This window comes from Propionicicella superfundia DSM 22317 (genome assembly GCF_000423465.1).
Taxonomy (GTDB): domain Bacteria; phylum Actinomycetota; class Actinomycetes; order Propionibacteriales; family Propionibacteriaceae; genus Propionicicella; species Propionicicella superfundia.
The window spans coordinates 62759-81614 of record NZ_KE384020.1 but is presented as its reverse complement, the minus strand read 5'-3'; the positions used below and the strand labels follow the sequence as shown (position 1 = coordinate 81614).

14 protein-coding genes are annotated in these 18856 nt (G+C 68.7%); 4 read left to right on the top strand and 10 right to left on the bottom strand.

The genetic code is table 11. The annotated features are described in order from the left end of the window. Positions 1-51: 51 nt before the first annotated feature. The gene (gene dapD / locus G555_RS0105420) at positions 52-981 is read left to right on the top strand and encodes a 2,3,4,5-tetrahydropyridine-2,6-dicarboxylate N-succinyltransferase (protein WP_028708094.1); all 930 of its coding nucleotides are present in this window, start codon (positions 52-54) and stop codon (positions 979-981) included. 9 nt (positions 982-990) lie between these two features. Continuing rightward, on the top strand, positions 991-1872 hold the full coding sequence (locus G555_RS18120; protein WP_051208472.1) for a hypothetical protein: 882 nt from the start codon (positions 991-993) through the stop codon (positions 1870-1872). A 12-nt stretch (positions 1873-1884) separates the two neighbouring features. On the opposite strand, the gene dapC is transcribed toward G555_RS18120, so the two are convergent. From dapC to sppA, 9 genes are all read right to left on the bottom strand, one after another. Next, complete coding sequence (gene dapC / locus G555_RS0105410; protein ID WP_028708093.1) at positions 1885-2976, bottom strand: succinyldiaminopimelate transaminase; 1092 nt, start codon at positions 2974-2976, stop codon at positions 1885-1887. After that, positions 2973-3290: a ferredoxin gene (fdxA, locus tag G555_RS0105405; RefSeq protein WP_028708092.1), complete on the bottom strand. Its 318-nt coding sequence runs from the start codon at positions 3288-3290 to the stop codon at positions 2973-2975. The genes dapC and fdxA overlap by 4 nt, the downstream gene beginning before the upstream one ends. 58 nt (positions 3291-3348) lie before the next feature. After that, positions 3349-5076 carry a VanW family protein gene (locus G555_RS0105400; RefSeq protein WP_028708091.1) on the bottom strand — a complete coding sequence of 576 codons (1728 nt, stop codon included), beginning with the start codon at positions 5074-5076 and terminating at the stop codon, positions 3349-3351. A 90-nt stretch (positions 5077-5166) separates the two neighbouring features. Then, complete coding sequence (locus G555_RS18115) at positions 5167-6180, bottom strand: ABC transporter ATP-binding protein (RefSeq protein WP_036921452.1); 1014 nt, start codon at positions 6178-6180, stop codon at positions 5167-5169. Continuing rightward, a complete protein-coding gene (locus G555_RS0105390) occupies positions 6167-7225 on the bottom strand; it encodes an ABC transporter ATP-binding protein (protein WP_084634789.1) in 1059 nt (352 codons plus the stop codon). The genes G555_RS18115 and G555_RS0105390 overlap by 14 nt, the downstream gene beginning before the upstream one ends. 8 nt (positions 7226-7233) lie before the next feature. Next, entirely contained in the window at positions 7234-8184 is a 951-nt protein-coding gene (locus G555_RS18110; protein ID WP_245581239.1) for an ABC transporter permease, read from the bottom strand. Position 8185: 1 nt separating this feature from the next. Continuing rightward, positions 8186-9109: an ABC transporter permease gene (locus G555_RS0105380; RefSeq protein WP_028708089.1), complete on the bottom strand. Its 924-nt coding sequence runs from the start codon at positions 9107-9109 to the stop codon at positions 8186-8188. An 89-nt stretch (positions 9110-9198) separates the two neighbouring features. Continuing rightward, positions 9199-10830, bottom strand: a complete 1632-nt coding sequence (locus G555_RS0105375; RefSeq protein WP_028708088.1) for a peptide ABC transporter substrate-binding protein — start codon at positions 10828-10830, stop codon at positions 9199-9201. Between the two features lie 183 nt (positions 10831-11013). Next, positions 11014-12720, bottom strand: coding sequence for a signal peptide peptidase SppA (gene sppA / locus G555_RS18105; RefSeq protein ID WP_036921449.1), 1707 nt, complete (start codon positions 12718-12720; stop codon positions 11014-11016). A 136-nt stretch (positions 12721-12856) separates the two neighbouring features. Here sppA and G555_RS0105365 point away from each other — a divergent pair, with 136 nt between their 5' ends. Together G555_RS0105365 and G555_RS18100 are read left to right on the top strand one after the other, a co-directional pair. Beyond that, a complete protein-coding gene (locus G555_RS0105365) occupies positions 12857-13897 on the top strand; it encodes an alcohol dehydrogenase catalytic domain-containing protein (protein WP_028708087.1) in 1041 nt (346 codons plus the stop codon). A gap of 66 nt (positions 13898-13963) precedes the next feature. Continuing rightward, positions 13964-16540 carry a glycogen/starch/alpha-glucan phosphorylase gene (locus tag G555_RS18100; RefSeq protein WP_084634785.1) on the top strand — a complete coding sequence of 859 codons (2577 nt, stop codon included), beginning with the start codon at positions 13964-13966 and terminating at the stop codon, positions 16538-16540. Between the two features lie 114 nt (positions 16541-16654). Here G555_RS18100 and tkt read toward each other — a convergent pair whose 3' ends face one another. Next, positions 16655-18721, bottom strand: coding sequence for a transketolase (tkt, locus tag G555_RS0105355; protein ID WP_028708086.1), 2067 nt, complete (start codon positions 18719-18721; stop codon positions 16655-16657). Between the last annotated feature and the right edge of the window lie 135 nt (positions 18722-18856).

Here is an 18856-nt window from a genome sequence, read left to right as displayed (position 1 = left end):
CGGCCCACCCCGCACAGCGTCGCTCGTCCCCTCGCAGGTAGGGTTGCGGTCATGACTGATGCGACCGTGACGCGACCGGCGGCCGGGCAGGGCCTGGTCACCGTGCACGCCTCGGGGCAGGTTCTCGACGCCTGGTTCCCCTCCCCCGTTCTCGCGGCCGACCCGGGCGCCCCGCGCCTCGGGACCGACGCTCTCGGCGCCGACGCCCGGCGGCGGGTGACGGTCGAACCGGTCACGGTCACGATCGACCTCGACCGGCCCCCCGCCACTGTCCCGGACGCCTATCTGCGGCTGCACCTGCTGTCCCATCGTCTCGTCAAGCCACGTGAGCTCAACCTCGACGGGATCTTCGGGGTCCTGCCCAATGTCGTCTGGACGTCGGCCGGACCGTGCGCGGTGTCGGATTTCGAAGAGGTCAGGGCGGCATTGCGCGCCACCGGCCATGTCACGGTCTTCGGCGTGGACAAGTTCCCCCGCATGGTCGACTACGTCGTCCCGCACGGCGTGCGCATCGCCGACGCCGACCGCGTGCGGCTCGGTGCCCACCTGGCGGAAGGCACGACCGTGATGCACGAGGGTTTCGTGAACTACAACGCCGGCACCCTCGGGACGTCCATGGTGGAGGGACGCATCTCGGCCGGCGTCGTCGTCGGCGACGGCTCCGACATCGGTGGCGGAGCGTCGATCATGGGCACGCTGTCCGGGGGCGGGACCGAGGTCATCAGCATCGGCCGCAGGTGCCTGCTGGGCGCCGAGTCGGGGATCGGGATCTCCCTGGGCGACGACTGTGTCGTCGAGGCCGGCCTGTACGTCACGGGCGGCACGAAGGTGACCCTGCCCGACGGTTCGATCGTGAAGGCCCGCGAGCTGAGCGGCCGGCCCGGCCTGCTGTTCCTGCGCAATTCCGTGACCGGGGCCGTGGAGGCCCGCGTCAAGGACGGCCGGTCGGTGACTCTCAACGATGCTCTCCATGCCAACTGAGGAGCTCCCGTGACCCGACCCCGACGGGCCGAACGCCGAGCCGCCTCGGCCACGGCCGTGACGATGTCCGCGATCGTGGTCCTGGCTGTCGCCGTTGCGGCCGTCGCCGCGGCCGTCGGCCTGTACGTCCTGATCTCCAACGCCGCCCGGGAGGCGACCGCGATCGATCAGTGCACGGCCGCCACGTCCGACCACACCGCGACGCTCACCCCCGACCAGGCGCACTACGCGTCGATCATCGTCGGCCTGTCGGTGAAACGCGGCCTGCCGGAGCGAGCGGCGACCGTCGCCATCGCCACGGCCTACCAGGAGTCGAAGATCGCGAACCTGGACTACGGCGACCGCGACTCCGTCGGCCTGTTCCAGCAGCGGCCCTCGCAGGGATGGGGCACGGCGGAGGAGATCATGGATCCGGTCTACTCGACGAACGCGTTCTACGACGCTCTCGTCAAGGTCACGGGCTGGCAGCAGATGGAGATCACCGAGGCCGCCCAGGCCGTGCAGCGCAGCGCCTATCCCAACGCCTACGCCCAGCACGAGGACGACGCCCGTGCGGTCGCGGCCGCTCTCACCGGGCAGACGCAGCGCTCGCTCACCTGCCTCGACCGGGTCGAGGTGACCGCCGACGCGAGTTCCCTGGGCGAGTTCCTGACGACGGTGTTCGGGACCAGGGTGACCATCGCCACGAGCGGCCAGGAGATCCGCATCACGCCGGCGAACGCGCAGATCGGCTGGGCGGTCGCTCACGCGGTGGCGGCGAACTACGCCCGCTACGGCGTGACGGGCGTGTCGCTGGAGCAGTCCTCCTGGACACCGGCGGACGCCGCCCTGGGCACCTGGGCCGACGCCGCCGAGGCGGTCACCGGCGTCGTGGTGACGCGCGCGGGGTGACGCGGGCGGGCGTCAGCCGGCCACGAGCCGCTCGGCCGCGGCAGCCACCCGCTCGTCCGTCGCGGTCAGGGCGACCCGCACGTGCGTCGGGTCACCGTAGAAGTCGCCGGGAGCGGTGAGGATCCCCCGCTCGGCGAGGAAGGCGACCGTGCGGCGGCACGGTTCGGCACGCGTCGCCCACAGGTACAGCGATCCTTCGCTCGCGTCGATCCGGAACCCCGCCGCCTCCAGCGCGGCGGCCAGCACCGTCCGGCGCGCCAGATAGCGGGCTCGCTGTTCCTCGACGTGCCCCTGGTCCGCCAGGGCGGCGACCATGGCCGCCTGGACCGGGGTAGGCACCATCAGCCCGAGATGCTTGCGGACGGCGATCAACTCGGTCACGACGTTGATGTCGCCGGCCACGAAACCGGCCCGGTAGCCGGCCATGTTCGACCGCTTCGACAGCGAGTGGACGGCCAGCACGCCGGCGGTCTCGCCCTCGCTGACCTCGCGGTCGAGGACCGAGACCGGCGCGACGTCCCAGCCGAACTCTCCGTAGCACTCGTCGGAGGCGAGCAGCGAGTTCTGTCGGCGGGCGAAGTCGATCCAGCGGCGCACACCGTCCCGATCGAAGGTCGCGCCATGCGGGTTCGCCGGTGAGTTGATCCAGATCAAGGACGGCGAGAGCCCGCCGAGCTCGGCCGGATCATCGCTGGCGACGACACGCGCGCCGACGAGTTCGGCCCCCACCCGGTACGTCGGATAGGCGGTTCGCGGGATCACGACGGTGTCCTGCGGGCCGAGCCCGAGCAGGGTCGGGAGCAGAGCGACGAGTTCCTTCGTCCCGACGACGGGCATGACCCGGCGTTCGTTCAACTGGGGCGAGTTCCACCGGCGCACCAGATACCCGACGATGGCGGCGCGCACCTCGGGGGTGCCCCACACCTGCGGGTAGCCCGGGCTGTCGCCCGCGGACCTCGCGGCGAACTGCACGAAGGCGGGGGTCGGGTCGACGGGCGTCCCGACGGACAGGTCGACCAGCCCTCCCGGATGCTCCTGGGCGCGCTGCCTGTCTGCCGCGATCGTGTTCCAGGGGAAATCGGGCAGTCGCCCGGAGAGTCTCATTCCTGGGGCGGAAGCGCGACGACGGCCGGGTGGTCGGTGTCGAGCTTGCCGAGCTTGGCGGCGCCGCCGGGCGCCCCGAGCTCGTCGAAGAACTCGGCATTGATCTCGCGGTACTTCTCCTGGTCGGCCGGGAGATCGTCCTCGTAGTAGATCGCCTCCACCGGGCACACCGGCTCGCAGGCCCCACAGCCCACGCACTCGTCGGGCTGGATGTACAGCATCCGGTTGCCCTCGTAGATGCAGTCGACCGGACAGGCGTCGACACACGCCAGGTCCTTGACGTCCACACAAGCCTCGGTGATGACCCAGATCATGCAGAGCTCCTTCGAAATCTAGCCTGTAGCACCTTACCCAATGCGCCCCGCTGCCCGGTCAACTCTTGGGTGGTGATCCGCAGATCACCCTGTCCCCCGCATCGTAGGTCCAGGTGAACGACTCGCTCTTCACCAGGTTTCCGCTCTGGTAGAACAGCCGCTTGTAGGTCGCGGTGAATCCCGGCGTCGCGGACTGCCCGACGCAGTTCGACGAGGTGTCGTAGCGGGTCGTGCCGTACGAGTATCCGCCCTTGACGGCATCGGTCGCCTTGACGTCGTAGGTCTTGGTCGACCAGACCCGGACGGTGATCGACCCGGAGCCGTCGGAGAGCCTCGAGATGTAGGCCTGCATCAGGACGCCGTACTTGCTGTCGTTCTGGAACTTCAGGTCCAGCGATCCCCAGGAGACCGTGGCCTCCCGAGCCACCGGGTAGCGGCTGAAGTACAGCGAATGGGGGTGGTGCTCCACGTCCTTCAGACCGGCGAAGAAGATCGCGTTGTAGGTCGTGGTGGCGCTCTGCGAGATTCCCCCGCCCACGACCTCGCGCAGGGTGCTGCCGGCGATGTAGGAGCCCGGGACGTATCCCTTCGCCGTGGTGCGCTCGCCCAGCGTGTCGTTGAGGCTCCACGTCTCGCCCTGCAGGACGAGGCTGCCGTTGATCCCCTTGGCCGCCAGGCCGATGTTGGTGAAGCGGTAGGACTGGCCGGGGAAGTAGGTGGTGAACTCGCCGGTGATCTCCTTGATGCCCAGGTTCTGGGCCTCTTCGGTCGTCAGGTCGGCCTTCTTGCCGGTGACCTGCGCCGTCGCCGTACGCGCGGAGCCCGAGGCGGTCACAACGGGATCGACGGCCTTCGACAGTGCGTCCGCGGTCAGCTCGACGCCGTCCTTCGACGGGACCACCACCGGCTTGCCGCTGCTGAACGTGAAGCTCGCGTCCTGCGCCTTGGCCAGCCCCAGCTCGGAGATCTGGGACTGCAGCGCCTTCAGCAGCGCCGTGTAGTCGACCTTGCCCACGAGCGCGGAGTCCTGCGCGCTGAAGCCGGTCGCGGAGGCGATCTGGGCCGGAGTGATCGTGAGCTTGCGGCCGGAGACCGTCACCGTGATGTTGCCGGAGACCGCGGGTTCGGCGAAGGAGGTGAGCGTCTCCTGCGCCTCGGCGGTCGTCACGTCGGGTTCGGTCACCGTCGCCGCGGCCGTGACGCTGGTCGTCTGCAGATAGGCGTCGGCGAGCGCGGTCTTGGTCTCCGCGGTGTCGACCGAGACGGCCGACCGGCCGTTGGTCACGGCGGGAGTCGCATCCTTGTACGTGATCGTCGCGTCGGCGGCGTCGCGGTCGGCCTTCGCCGCGAAGGCTGCGACGGTGGTGTCGAGTGTCGGTTCGTCGGCCTTCGCGAGGAGCTCGAAGGACCCGCCCCCGGTCAGCGCGTACCAGATCCGGGTGGGATCGAGGCTGCGACTGGGCTGTGCGGCATCGACGGACCCCTCGTAGTCGGGGGTCAGTCCCCAGGCGCTGGCGGCCTGGGTCACCGAGACGTCGTCGGCCGTGAGCGTGAGCTGCGGGTCGGTGGTGGCCGCGAGTTCGGACTCGAGCTTGGCGACGGCCTGGTCGCGGGAGAGGCCCCCGACCTTCACGCCTTCGACGACGGTGTTGGCCGGCAGATTGTCGCCGACCAGGAAGTAGCCCGCAAGATACGCTCCGCCTGCCAGGACGATGACCCCACCGATCGAGAGGGCGACGACGCGAACGCGCCGCGACGTCCTGCCGGATGTTTTCGCCTTGCTCAATCTGACCCCAAGCTCCCGCGGACATGGCCGTGGATCCACTGATCCTCGGTCAGTGTACGTGAGGAGTCTGAGAGGTCGCGGTGATGATTCTCAGGGCGCGATCGCAGCCCGCACCTCGGGGAAATGGCAGGCCACCGCGTGCTCCCCGGCGCCATCGGACGCGACGGCGAGCGGCGGCTCGGTCGTGGCGCAGATCGCCTGCGCCTTCCAGCACCGGGTGTGGAAGCGGCAGCCTTTCGGCGGATTGGCGGGGCTGGGAACGTCGCCCTGGAGGACGATCTGCTCCCGCTGGCCGCGCACCGCGGGGTCGGGCACGGGGACGGCCGACTGCAGCGCCTGCGTGTACGGATGGGTGGGCCGTTCGTAGATCTGCTGATCGTCGCCGATCTCCACGATCTTGCCCAGGTACATGACCGCCACCCGGTCGGAGATGTGGCGGACCACGGACAGGTCGTGCGCGATGAACACGTACGCGAGGCCGAGCTCGTCCTGCAGCGACTCCAGCAGGTTCACCACCTGCGCCTGCACCGACACGTCGAGGGCGGACACCGGCTCGTCGCAGATGAGGACCTTCGGGTTGAGGGCGATGCCGCGCGCGATCCCGATGCGCTGCCGCTGGCCACCCGAGAACTGGTGCGGGTAGCGGTTGATGTGCTCGGGGTTGAGCCCGACGAGGTCGAGCAGTTCGCGGACCCGCGCGCGCCACTTGTTGCGGGGCAGGAAGTCGGGGTGGATCTGGAACGGCTCGACGACGATGTCGCCGACGGTCTTGCGCGGATCCAGCGATGTGTAGGGATCCTGGAAGACGATCTGGATATCCCGGCGCAGCCTGCGCATCGCCGCGCCCGACTGGCTGTACACGTCGACGTCGCCGAACCGCAAGGAGCCGCCCGTCGGCTCCTCCAGCCGCATCAGCATCCGCCCGAGTGTGGACTTTCCGCAGCCCGACTCCCCCACCACGCCGAGGGTCTCGCCCCTGTGCAGGTCGAAGGACACCCCGTCGACAGCCCGCACGTGGCCGGTGGTGCGCCGGATCACGCCCGTCTTGATCGGGTAGTGCTTGACGAGATCGCGCGCCTCGAGGATGACCTCACCGCTGGGCATCGGCGATCACCTCCTCCGCGTGCAGGCATGCGCTCCACTGGCTGGGCCGGACCTCGACCAGTGGCGGCGGGGCGCCGACGCGGCAGTCGTCCGTGGCGTACCGGCAGCGCGGGTTGAACGCGCACCCGGCGGGGATCCGCGTCAGGCTCGGCGGCAGACCTCCGATCGCGTACAAGGTCTCGCCCTTCTGGTCGTGCCGCGGGATCGAGTCGAGCAGACCGCGCGTGTAGGCGTGGGACGGCGCGGCGTACGCGTCGTAGATGCCACCCGTCTCGACGATCCGTCCGGCGTACATGACAGCGATCCGGTCCGCGACGTCGGCGACGACGCCGAGGTCGTGGGTGATGAGGATGAGGCCCATCTGCCGCTCGTCCTGCAGTTCCTCCAGCAGACGCATGATCTGGGCCTGCACGGTCACGTCCAGGGCGGTCGTCGGCTCATCGGCGATGAGCACGGCCGGGTCGAGAGCGATGGCCATGGCGATCATGATGCGCTGCCGCATGCCGCCGGAGAACTGGTGCGGGAAGGCGTTGACCCGTTGCGCCGCGCCGGGGATCCGGACGCGCTCCATGAGGGAGACGGCTCGCGTCATCGCGTCGGACTTGTTCATCCCCCAGTGGATGCGCATCATCTCGGCGATCTGCCAGCCGACCGGCAGCACCGGGTTCAGCGCCGACAGGGAGTCCTGGAAGATCATCGCGATCTGGGCGCCCCGCACGGACTGGCGCTCCTTCTCGGGCATCGCCAGCAGATCGGTCCCGTAGTACTCCACGCGCCCGCCGGTGACGTAGCCGGGAGGCGTGTCGATGATGCCCATGATGGCCTGTGCGGTGACCGACTTGCCCGAGCCGGACTCGCCGAGGATCGCGAGCGTCTCGCCTTCGGCCAGATCGAACGACACGCCGTTGATCGCCTTGGCGACCCCCTCCCGCGTGCGGAACTCGACGTGCAGGTCGTCGACCTTGAGCAGGGGCTTGGTGTCGTCACGCCAGTCGCGGAGCGCCTTTCGGCCTCCGGGAACGAACCGTATGGGTGATGAAGTCATGTTCTCCCCTACCGCAGCTTCGGATCCAGGGCGTCGCGCAGGGATTCGCCCATCATGATGAACGCCAGCACCGTCAGCGACAGGAACACGGACGGGAACAGCAGCATGTGCGGGGCCGCGACGATGTAGCCGAGCTGGGATGCCGACGAGATCGCGATGCCCCAGGAGATCGCCGGGTCCTGCAGGCCGATGCCGAGGAAGGACAGCGTCGCCTCCGTGGCGATGTAGCCGCCGAGGTCGATCGTGGCGACAACGAGGACGGGCGCGAACGCGTTCGGGATGATGTGCCGGCGGATGATGCGCAGCGGCGAGCCGCCGAGCGCCCTCGACGCCTGGATGTACTCCTGCGGCTTGACCTGCATGACGGAGCTCCGCATCAGCCGGAACAGGCCCGGCCAGCCGAGGATCGCCATCGCGAGCGTCACCTTGAAGACGATGAGGAAGTACAGCGCGGTCTCGCTCAACCCCGAGTTGGTGGGTGTGGGGAAGGTGTACATGAAGATGATGCCGCCGAGCAGCAGCGGGATCGCGAAGAAGACGTCGGCGACCCGCGACAGCAGCGTGTCGACCCACTTGCCCGCGTAGCCGGCGATGACCCCGAGGGACACGCCGATGATCACGGTCACCAGCGTCGTGAAGAGGCCGACGAGGATCGACGACCGAGCGCCCCAGATCGTCAGTGCGTAGACGTCGCAGCCCTGCAGGTCGTACCCGAACCACGCCTGGGCACTGGGTCCGAGACGGGCGTTGTTGAGATCGCAGGCGCCCGGCGCGCTCGGGTCGTTGGGTGCGAACAGTTGCGGGACCGCCGCCATCACGACGAACAGCACCATGAGGACGGCCGAGATCCAGAACAGCGGATTGCGTCGGAGGACGTCCCACGCGTCCCCCCACAGCGACGCCTCCCTGTCGTCTCCCCCGGCCGGGTCGGTCGGGACCAGGGACTCTTCTGTGGCGATGTCAGTCAAGGCTGATCCTCGGGTCCAGAACCCCGTAGAGGAGGTCGACGAGCAGGTTCACGAAAAGGTACACGATCACGATGAGCGCGATCGTGCCGACCACCGAGACACCGTCGCGCTGGGTGATCGAGCGGTACAGGAAGAAGCCGATGCCGTTGATGTTGAAGATCCGCTCGGTGACGATCGCCCCGCCCATCAGACCGCCGAAGCTGAGCCCGATGTAGGTGACGACAGGGATCATGGAGTTGCGCAGCGCGTGCAGCCCGACCTGCCTGCCGCGGGTGAGCCCCTTGGCCTTCGCCGTCCGCACGTAGTCGGCGCGCAGGTTCTCGATGAGGCTGGTGCGTGTCAGCCGCGCGACGTAGGCGATGTACAACGACGCCAGCACCATGCCGGGCAGAAGGAGCTGGTTGAAGGTGCCGTCCGTGGCGGTCACGGGGAACCAGCCGAGCTTCAGCCCGAAGACCATCTGCGCGAGCCCGCCGATGACGAACACCGGCATCGAGATGAGGATCAGCGTGGTGACGGTGATGAGGTGGTCGGCGAACCGGCCCTTGCGGATGCCGGCGATGACCCCGAGCCCGATGCCGACCACGATGATGAAGAAGACGGCGATGAGGGCGAGTTCCAAGGTGGTGGGGAAGCGCTGCCTCAGTTCGTCGAGCACCGAGTTGCCGTAGAAGTTCGTGCCGAGATTGCCGCGGAAGAGATTGCCCAGGTACAGGAGATAGCGCAGGAGGACCGGCTTGTCGAGGTTGAACTCCTCCTCGAACTTCTTGACGAAGGCGTCGGGGCACGGCCGCTCCCCGCACTTGCCGTCGAGCGGCGAGCCGGGAAGGACGAACACCATCATGTAGATGATGAAGGTCGTCCCCAGCAGCACCGGGATCATCTGCAGCAGCCGCCGCACGATGTACTTCCCCACGTCCGGTCCCCTTTCGACTTCGAGAATGATAAGGCCCCGCAAGAGTTCGGCCCGCCAACCGGTGACGGGCCGAACCTTGAGGGGTCAGATCACTTGACCTGAACGGCGGAGAGATCCCAGGTGCTGAACGGGGTCATCTTGACGTTCGTCACCTTGGTCGAGTAGCCGAACTGGCTGTTCTGGTACCACTGCGGGATGGTCGGCATGTCCTGCCCGAGGATCTGCTCGGCCTCCTGGTACAGCGTGTTGGCCTCGTCGGACGATGTCGCCGCCGCGGCCTCCTTCAGCTTCGCGTCGAAGTTCGCGTTGGAGTAGTCGCCGTCGTTCGACGAGGCACCCGTGGCGTAGATCGGGGTGAGGAAGTTCTCGATCGACGGGTAGTCCATCTGCCAGCCGCTGCGGAACAGACCGGTCAGTTCGCGGTTGTTGATCTGCTGCCGGAGGGTCTTGAAGTCGGGCGTGATGTTGACCTTGCAGTCGACGCCGAGGTTGGCCTTCCACTGGTTGCAGACCGCGTCGGCCCACAGCTTGTGGCCGCCGTCGCCGTTCACCGAGAGCAGCAGGGTGCCGTCGTAGCCGCCGGCCGCGTCGTAGAGCTTCTTGGCCTCGTCCTTGTTGAAGGTGCAGTTGTCGCCGCAGGCGCCGGCCTTGTAGCCGTCGACGACCGGGGAGACCCAGCCGGTGGCCGGCGTCCGGGCGCCGTTGAAGATCTGCTTGGTGATGAGGTCGCGGTCGATCGCCATGGACAGCGCCCGGCGCAGGTCGACGTTCTTGAGCTGCGTGTCCTTCGACGAGAAGGTCATGACCTGGATGATGCCGGTCTCACGCGAGCCGTTGCGGTCGGGGAGCTGGCTCTTCCACGCGTCGCCCACCAACTGGTCGGCCGGGATCACGTCGGTGAGATCGAGGTTGTTGGCCACGACGTCGTTGAAGGCCGCGCTGGTGTCGTTGTAGATCTTGAAGGTCACCTTGTCGACGTGCGGCTTGTTGGAGCCGGAGTAGTCGGCGAACTTCTCGATCACGATCTCGGTGGCCGTGTTGGACGTCACCTTGAACGGGCCGGCGCCGATCGGGAGCTTGCCGAGCTCGGTCTTGTCGGAGGCGTTCAGGAAGGCGTCGGACTGCGGCGCGAAGGCGGTGTAGCCGAGGCGCACGGGCAGGTTCGACACCGGCGACGTGGTCTTGATCGTGAAGGTGTAGTCGTCGACGACCTTCAGCCCGCTCATCGTCTCCGACTTCGCGGTCTTGCACGCCTCATCGGTGCACTGGGTGTCGGCGAAACCCTCGATCGGCTCGAAGAAGTACGAGTTCAACTGGCCGTTGGGACCGTAGGCGCCCCAGTTCCAGGCATCCACGAAGTTGTGCGCCTTGACCTCGGTGCCGTCGGAGAACTTGTAGCCCGTCTTGAGCTTGATCGTGAAGTTCTGGTTGTCGGTGGTCTCGATGGACTCGGCGATGTCGTTCTCGGGCTTCGCCGTGTCGGAGTTGTAGTGGACCAGCTTCGCGGTCACGGCGTCGAGGACGTTGCCGCCGCAGACCTCGTTGGTGTTCGTCGGGATCAGCGGATTCTCGGGCGTACAACCGCGGACCGAGATCTCTCCACCCTCTTGCCCCTGCGCGGTGGTGGACCCTGTTCCGGACTGACCCCCACATGCAGCGGCGAGCAAGGCGACGGAAGACGCCAAAGCCACGGCCGCGATCGAGCGAGTGCGAACTCGCATGTGACCTCCCTGTGAGTATGTCGGAGCCGGGCACGCCGGCTCCGGGCGCAATGCGCCTGTCGTGGGCTCTATTTCTAGTCCACTCTCGGCGAAATGGTGGGCGCAGTTACCGTTTCGTGACCAGACCTTTATCGACCGATCGGTAACATGACGCCCCTCGCCGGTGGCGATGTTCGCCCGAAATCAGCGGATCGCGATCCGCCAGGGCATCGTCAGCACGCCGGGCACGTCCCACCCGATCGCCGCCCCGGCCATCCGCACGACGGCGTCGGGGCCGCCCGCGGCGATCGCCGCCCAGGATTCGGTGGCCGGCGCCGCGATCGCGGACTGGGAGGAGTCGGCGGGACGGAGGCGCTCCAGGAACGGCAGCCGCGGGCTCATCCGCACCGCGGCCCGGCCCCGGTCGAGCCCTGCCAGCGCGCACGCCCGCTGCACGGCCGTCTCCAGGCCGCCCAGATGGTCGACCAGGTTGTGGCGCTGCGCATCGTGACCGGTCCAGACGCGTCCTCGTGCGACCGCTCGGAGGGCGGCGATGTCGACGCGCCGGTCGGCGGCGGCCTTGGCGGTGAAGTCGTCGTAGATCTCGTCCAGGCGGGCGTTGAGCACGTCCCACTGTTCGTCGGTGAAGCCGGCGTTCACGCTCATCAGCGTCGCCCATCGTCCGGCCGCGATGTCCTCGGCCGTCAGACCGAGCTTCTCGGTGAGGCCGGTCAGCACGAACTTCCCGGCGAGCACGCCGATGGAACCGGTGAGCGTCGTGGGGCAGGCGACGATCTCGTCGGCGGCCATCGAGACGAAGTACCCGCCGGACGCCGCGACGTCGCCCATGCTCGCGACGACGGGCGTGCCCGCCGCCTTCGCCTGGATCACCTCCCGGCGGATGGCGTCGGAGGCGACATAGGAACCACCGGGGCTGTCGACGCGCAGCACGATCGCCCGCACGTCGGGGTCGGCGACCGCGCGCCGCAGATGTGCCCCGACGGCATCGGCGGACGCCTGCGGGCCTCCGGGCCCCGGCTGCGGACGGCCCGAGACGATGCCGCCCCGGACCGGCACGACCGCCACGACCGGCTTGCGCTGCTCGGTCACCAGACGGAGCGCGGGCAGGGCGGGATGCAGTCGGTGCACATACCGCAGCTCGGCATCGCTCCCCCACTGCTCTCGCGCCGCCGAATAGACCTCGTCGCGGTAGCCGATATGGTCGACCAGCCCGAGCTCCCGGGCGGCAGAGGCACCGAGCGCCGGTCCGTCGGTGATGGCCCGGACATCGTCGGTCGTCAGGCCGCGCCGCTTCGCCACCACCTCGACGGTGTCATCGACGATGGAGTCGGCGATCCGCTGCATCATCTCCCTGTTGGCGTCGGTCACCTCCCGGGCGACGAACTGGTCCGCGGCCGTCTTGTACTCGTGTCGCTGCCCGAACTGCGGCTCGACGCCGAGCTTGTCGAGCGTCCCGCGCAGCAGCGTGACCGCAAGCGCGAGGCCGCTCAGCCCCACCTCTCCCGATGGCTGCAGCCAGACCTGGTGCGCGACGGTCGCGAAACGATAGGCGAGGGTCGCACTGCCGAACTCCCCGAACGTCTCCGAGTACGCGATGACCGGCTTCTCGCGCGCGAAGTCCTCGACGACCGTCGCCAGCTCGTCGAGCTGCGCGGGCGTGTACGGGCATGTGCCGACGTGGACGACGAGACCCACCACGCGGGGATCGCGCGCCCCCTCACGCAACCCCGCCACGAGCGCGCGCATCGCCGGCGCGTTCATGGCCCGCAGCGCGGAGACCGGATCGGCGGGCGGGTACATCGTCACGCCCAGGTCGAGATCGAGTTCGAGGATCATCCGGGAGGCCGCCTGCGGGACGAAGCGCCGCACGACGCGCGTGATCGGGTCCATGTGCCAAGACTAGTGTCGTGTCGCCCAGCCGAGTCCGGCCGCGAACGCTGGAGTCACCCGTGACAAGGCTCGTCACCTCACCCGCTCTCACGCGGCCACCCCCACGGCGGGCGCTGTTCTCACTACACTGAACGCCATGCTGAGCGCAGTGCTGCACGAGCCGAACCATCTGGAGCTGGTCACACGGGACGTCCCCGAGCCCGGGCCGGGGGACGTCCTCCTCAAGATCGAGGCGACGACCCTGTGCGGGACCGATATCCGCATCCTCGACGGGTCGAAGACGGCCGGCGTCCGTCCCGGCGTCGTCCCGGGGCACGAGATCGCCGGACGCATCGCCGCGGTGGGTGACGGCGTCGTCGGCTACGCGGTGGGCCAGCAGGCCACCGTCTCCATCGTCGTGTCGTGCAACAGGTGCCGCGCCTGCCTCAACGACCGCGAGCACCTGTGCGCCGACCTGGCCCTGTTCGGGTACGGCATCGACGGCGGGCTCGCCGAGTACATGCTCGTCCCCGCCGATGTCGTCGCAAAGGGGAACCTCATGACGACATCCGTCGAGATCCCGCCGACGACGCTCGCGCTGTCCGAGCCCGTGTCATGCTGCCTCAACGGGTTCGACCAGTACGCGGCCGGGCCCGGCGACACCGTGGTGATCCTCGGTGCGGGCCCGATCGGCCTCCTCCACACCCAACTGGCGGCCAGGATGGCCGGCGCCCGGCAGATCATCGTGAGCAATCGGTCAGCCGCGCGGCGCGAAGCTGCACTCGTGTGCGGCGCGACCCACACCGTGGACCCCTCCGCGACCGACCTGGCGGCGTTCGTCCGCGACGCCACCGACGGCGCCGGTGCCGATGTCGTCGTGGTCTGCATCGGCGGCCTCGACCTCGCCAACGTCGCGCTCGATCTCGCCGGGATCGGCGGCCGCGTGAGCTACTTCGCCGGTTTCCCCAAGGGATCGACCGCTGTCATGGACCCGAACCTGGTCCACTACAAGGAACTCGTCGTGACCGGCGGGTCCAATGCGCGCCGACGCGACGTCCGCCGCGCCATCGCCGTGCTCGAGTCGGGGCTCATCGACGCCGCGCCGATCGTCAGCCACCAGTTCCCGCTGAGCGACCTGTTCGGCGCCTATGACGCCCTCAAGCAGCGCACGGGCGTGAAGATCGCCGTTCTCCCCTGACGCCGCCCGGCCGGTCCGGCGAGGGCGTTACGCATTCGTAGCCTTCCATGGCTACCCTGTCACTCCGTGACCGACATCATCGTGCCCGCGGCCGCGGGCCCTTCAGACGTCCCGCCGACCGATGAGCGTCCCTCGACGGAGTCCCGCCAGGTCGGGCCGGTCTTCCCACCGACGCACCCTCTCGCCCTCGCCCCGGTGACGGCCCCGCCGCACTCGGTGGACGGGTTCGTCCGTGAGTTCCTCCACGCTCTCAACACAGGCCAGGGCGTCGCACTCTCGCGCTCGACGGTCAACGACCAGTACCTGGCGCTCGCCCGGACTGTCCGGCACTACCTGATGGCACGGTGGCTGGAGACGACGCGCAAACAGCGCGAGACGAAGGCCAAGGCCGTCGGCTACCTGTCCGCCGAGTACCTGCTCGGCCGCCAGCTCGGCAACGCCCTGCTCGCCACCGACCTCAACGAGATCGCCGAGAAGGCCCTCGCGTCCTGCGGGCTCGACCTGGCCACGCTGCGGGCCCAGGAGATCGAGCCCGGTCTCGGCAACGGCGGGCTCGGCCGGCTCGCCGCCTGTTTCATCGACTCCCTGGCCACGATGAGCGTGCCGTGTATCGGCTACGGCATCCGCTACGAGTACGGGATCTTCCGCCAGACCTTCGTCGACGGGCAGCAGGTCGAGCAGCCCGACACGTGGCTGGCGCTGGGCGGCCCGTGGGAGTTCCCGCACCCCGAGGCCGCTGTGCAGGTGAATTTCGGCGGCCGGACCGAGCAATACGTCGATGCCGACGGCGTGGAGCGCTCCCGCTGGCTCCCCGACTGGAACGTGCTCGGGGTGCCCTACAACTACATGGTCCCCGGGTACCAGAACGGCCGCGTCAACACGCTGCGGCTGTGGAGCGCCCAGGCCACCAAGGCGTTCGATCTGTCGATCTTCAACGCCGGCGACTACGCCGAGGCCGTCCGGGCGCAGACGTTCGCCGAGAACATCACCAAGGTGCTGTACCCCGAGGACTCGACCCCGCAGGGCAAGGAACTGCGACTGCAGCAGCAGTACTTCTTCGTCGCCTGCTCGCTGCGCGACTTCATCGACGAGGTGCTGGAGCCGGGCGTCGACCTGCACACCCTGCCCGACCGGGCCATCTTCCAGCTCAACGACACCCATCCGGTCATCGCGGTGCCCGAGCTGATGCGCATTCTCGTCGACGAGCGCGGGTTCGAGTGGGACGAGGCGTGGGAGATCACCAAGCAGTGCTTCGCGTACACGTGCCACACCCTGCTGCCCGAGGCGCTGGAGGTGTGGCCGACGTCGCTGCTGGGGCGGCTGCTGCCCCGCCACCTCGAGATCATCTACCGCATCAACGAGGAATTCCTCGCCGAGGTCCGCGAGGAGTACCCCGACGACGAGATGCGGGCTCGCCGCATGTCGATCATCGCCGAGTACCCGGAGCGCTCGGTGCGGATGGCCTTCCTCGCGACGGTCGCCGGCTGCAAGGTCAACGGTGTCGCCGAGCTGCATTCCCAGTTGCTGCGCGACAAGGTGCTGCCGGACTTCAGCGAGTACTGGCCGCACAAGTTCACCAATGTCACCAACGGGGTGACGCCACGCCGCTTCGTCCGGCTGGCCAACCCGGGCCTGAGCGGGCTCATCACCGACGCGCTCGGCACCGGCTGGCTGACCGATCTCGAACGGCTGGAGGAGTTGGAGCCCTACGCCGAGGACGCCGACTTCCGGGACGCCTTCGCCGCCGTGAAGGCGCACAACAAGGACCGGCTGCAGGATCTGCTCACCCGCCGCGACGGCATCACGCTCCCTCGCGGCCATCTGCTGGACGTGATGGTCAAGCGCCTCCACGAGTACAAGCGGCAGACGCTGAAGGTGCTGCACGTCGTGACGCTCTACGAGCAGATCGTCAGCGGGAAGGTGGCGGCCGCCGACATCGTCCCGCGGACGGTCCTCTTCGGGGCCAAGGCCGCCCCGGGCTACCGGATGGCCAAGGAGATCATCCACCTGATCAACCGCGTCGCCGGCGTCATCAACGCCGATCCGCGCGTCAACGAGGTGCTGAACGTCGCCTTCCCGGCGAACTACAACGTGACCCTGGCCGAGAAGCTGATCCCGGCCGCCGACCTGTCCGAGCAGATCTCGCTCGCCGGCAAGGAGGCGTCGGGCACCGGCAACATGAAGTTCGCCCTCAACGGCGCCCTCACCATCGGCACGGACGACGGCGCGAACGTGGAGATCCGCCGCCTCGTCGGCGACGAGCACTTCTTCCTGTTCGGGCTGCTGGAGCCGCAGGTGGCCGACCTCCAGTCCCTCGGGTACCAGCCGCATCACTACTACGAGACGAATCCCCAGCTCAAGGCGACGATGGATCTCATCGCCTCGGGGCACTTCTCCGACGGCGACCGCAACACGTTCGAGCCCCTGGTGTCCAACCTGCTCCACGAGGATCGCTTCATGGCGCTCGCCGACTACCAGTCCTACCTCGACGCGCAGCAACGGGTCGAGGACGCCTACCGCACGCCCGATCGGTGGGTCCGGTCGGCGATCCTCAACGTGGCCCGCAGCGGCTTCTTCTCCTCCGACCGCTCGATGCAGGACTACATGGACCGCATCTGGTTCGGCACCAAGTCGATGCGCTGAGCCGAGCGCTCCGCTTCTGTCGCCCAGATACGCCGAGCGCTCCCGAACTGGCGGAAACCTACGCGAATCCGGCAGTTCGGGAGCGCTCGGCGTATGTGCGGCAGGCCGCCCGGGTCAGGCCAGGGCGTCCTTGGCGGCCGCGTAGACGGCGTCGGCCGTGATGCCGAACTTCTCGAACAGCAGGTTGCCGTTGGCGGACGCGCCGAAGTGGTCGATCCCGATGATCCGGCCCGAATCGCCGACGATCTCGCGCCAGCCCTGCGGCACACCGGCCTCGACGCTCACGCGCACCACGCCCGCGGGCAGGACGCTCGCCCGATACGCGTCGTCCTGCTCGTTGAACCACTCGACACACGGCATGGACACGACGCGCGCCGGGATTCCCCCGGCCTCCAGCCGCTCGGCGGCGGCCACGGCGAGCTGCACCTCAGAGCCCGTCCCGATGAGGACGACCTGCGGCGCCGCGCTGGCCTCCTTGAGGACGTAGGCGCCCTTCGCGACGCCCTCGGTGGAGGCGAACCCGTTGTCGCGGTCGAAGATCGGCAGATCCTGACGGGACAGCACGATCGTCGCCGGACGCGTGTTGCGCAGGATCTGCGCCCACGCCGCAGCGGTCTCGTTGGCGTCGGCCGGACGGACGACGTCGAAGTTCGGGATCGCCCGCAGCGACGCGAGATGCTCGATCGGCTGGTGTGTCGGTCCGTCCTCGCCGACGCCGATCGAGTCGTGCGTCCACACGAACGTGCTCGGCAGGTTCTGCAGCGCCGCCAGGCGAGCGGTCGGCCGCATGTAGTCGGAGAAGACCAGGAACGTCCCGCAGTAGGGCCGCGTGAGGCCCGACTGCGCGATGCCGTTGATGACACCGCCCATCGCGTGCTCGCGGATGCCGAAGTGCAAGGTCCGCCCGCTGTAGTCGCCCGACCACTCCGCCGTGCTGTGCCCCGGCGCGAGGAAGGACGGCTGGCCCTTCATCGTCGTGTTGTTCGAACCCGCGAGGTCGGCCGAGCCGCCCCACAGCTCCGGGATGGCATCGGCCAGGGCCGACAGCACCTCGCCGGACGCCGCACGCGTCGCCTTCTTCCCCGGCGCGAACACCGGCAGCGCGCTCTCGAAGTCGGCGGGCAGTTCGCGCTTCACGAGCCGGTCGAACAGCGCGGCCTTCTCGGGCTTCGCGGCGCGCCACGCCTCGTACTTCGCGGTCCACGCCTGCTTCGCGGCGGCGGCGCGGTCGGCGGCGTTGCCGCGGGTGTAGGCCAAGAGCCCGGCGTCCACGTCGAAGCTCTTCTCGGGATCGAGACCGAGGACCTTCTTCAGCGCGGCCGTCTCCTCCGCCCCGATCTTCGAGCCGTGGACGCTGTGGCTGCCCGCCTTGGTGGGCAGCGGCCAGCCGATGATGGTCGTCAGGCGGATGATCGACGGCTTGTCCGTGACCGCCTTGGCGGCCTCGATGGCGTCGTAGAGAGCCTGCACGTCCTCGGCGTACTCGGTGCCGCCGTGCGTCCAGTCGACGTGCTGCGTGTGCCACCCATACGCCTCGTGGCGCTTCAGGACGTCCTCGCTGAACGCGATCTTCGTGTCGCCCTCGATGGTGATGCGGTTGTCGTCGTAGATGAGGATGAGGTTGCCGAGTTCGAGGTTGCCCGCCAGGGACGCCGCTTCGGACGCGACACCCTCCTGCATGCACCCGTCGCCGGCGATCCCGAAGATGAACCGGTCGAAGATGCTCTCGCCGGCCGGGGCGTCGGGATCGAGCAGCGCGCGCTCGCGCTTGGCGGCCATGGCCATGCCGACCATGTTGGAGATGCCTGCGCCCAGCGGCCCGGTCGTCGTCTCCACGCCCGCCGTGTGCCCGAACTCGGGGTGACCCGGCGTGAGGGAGCCCCAGGTGCGGAGCGCGGCGATGTCGGTGATCTCGAGGCCGTACCCCGCGAGGAAGAGCTGGTTGTACTGGGTGATGGACGAGTGGCCCGCCGACAGGACGAACCTGTCGCGGCCGACCCAGCGCGGATCGGCGGGATCGCCCGTCAGGACCTTCTGGTACAACAGGTAGGCGGCGGGAGCCAGCGAGATGGCCGTGCCGGGATGGCCGTTACCCACCTTGTCGACCGCGTCGGCGGCCAGCACCCGAGCGATGTCGACAGCTTTGGCGTCCTGCTCGGTCCAGGTAAGCGGAGTGTTCATGAGTGCCTTTCTGTGGAATCTACTCGGCGCAGAGTCGATGAGGGGCGCATCCCTCACCCTACTTCCCCGCTGCGACTACGGGGGCAGTACGGGAAACGGTCCGCGGGGGTCGGGCCCGATTGCGCGGGTGTGCCG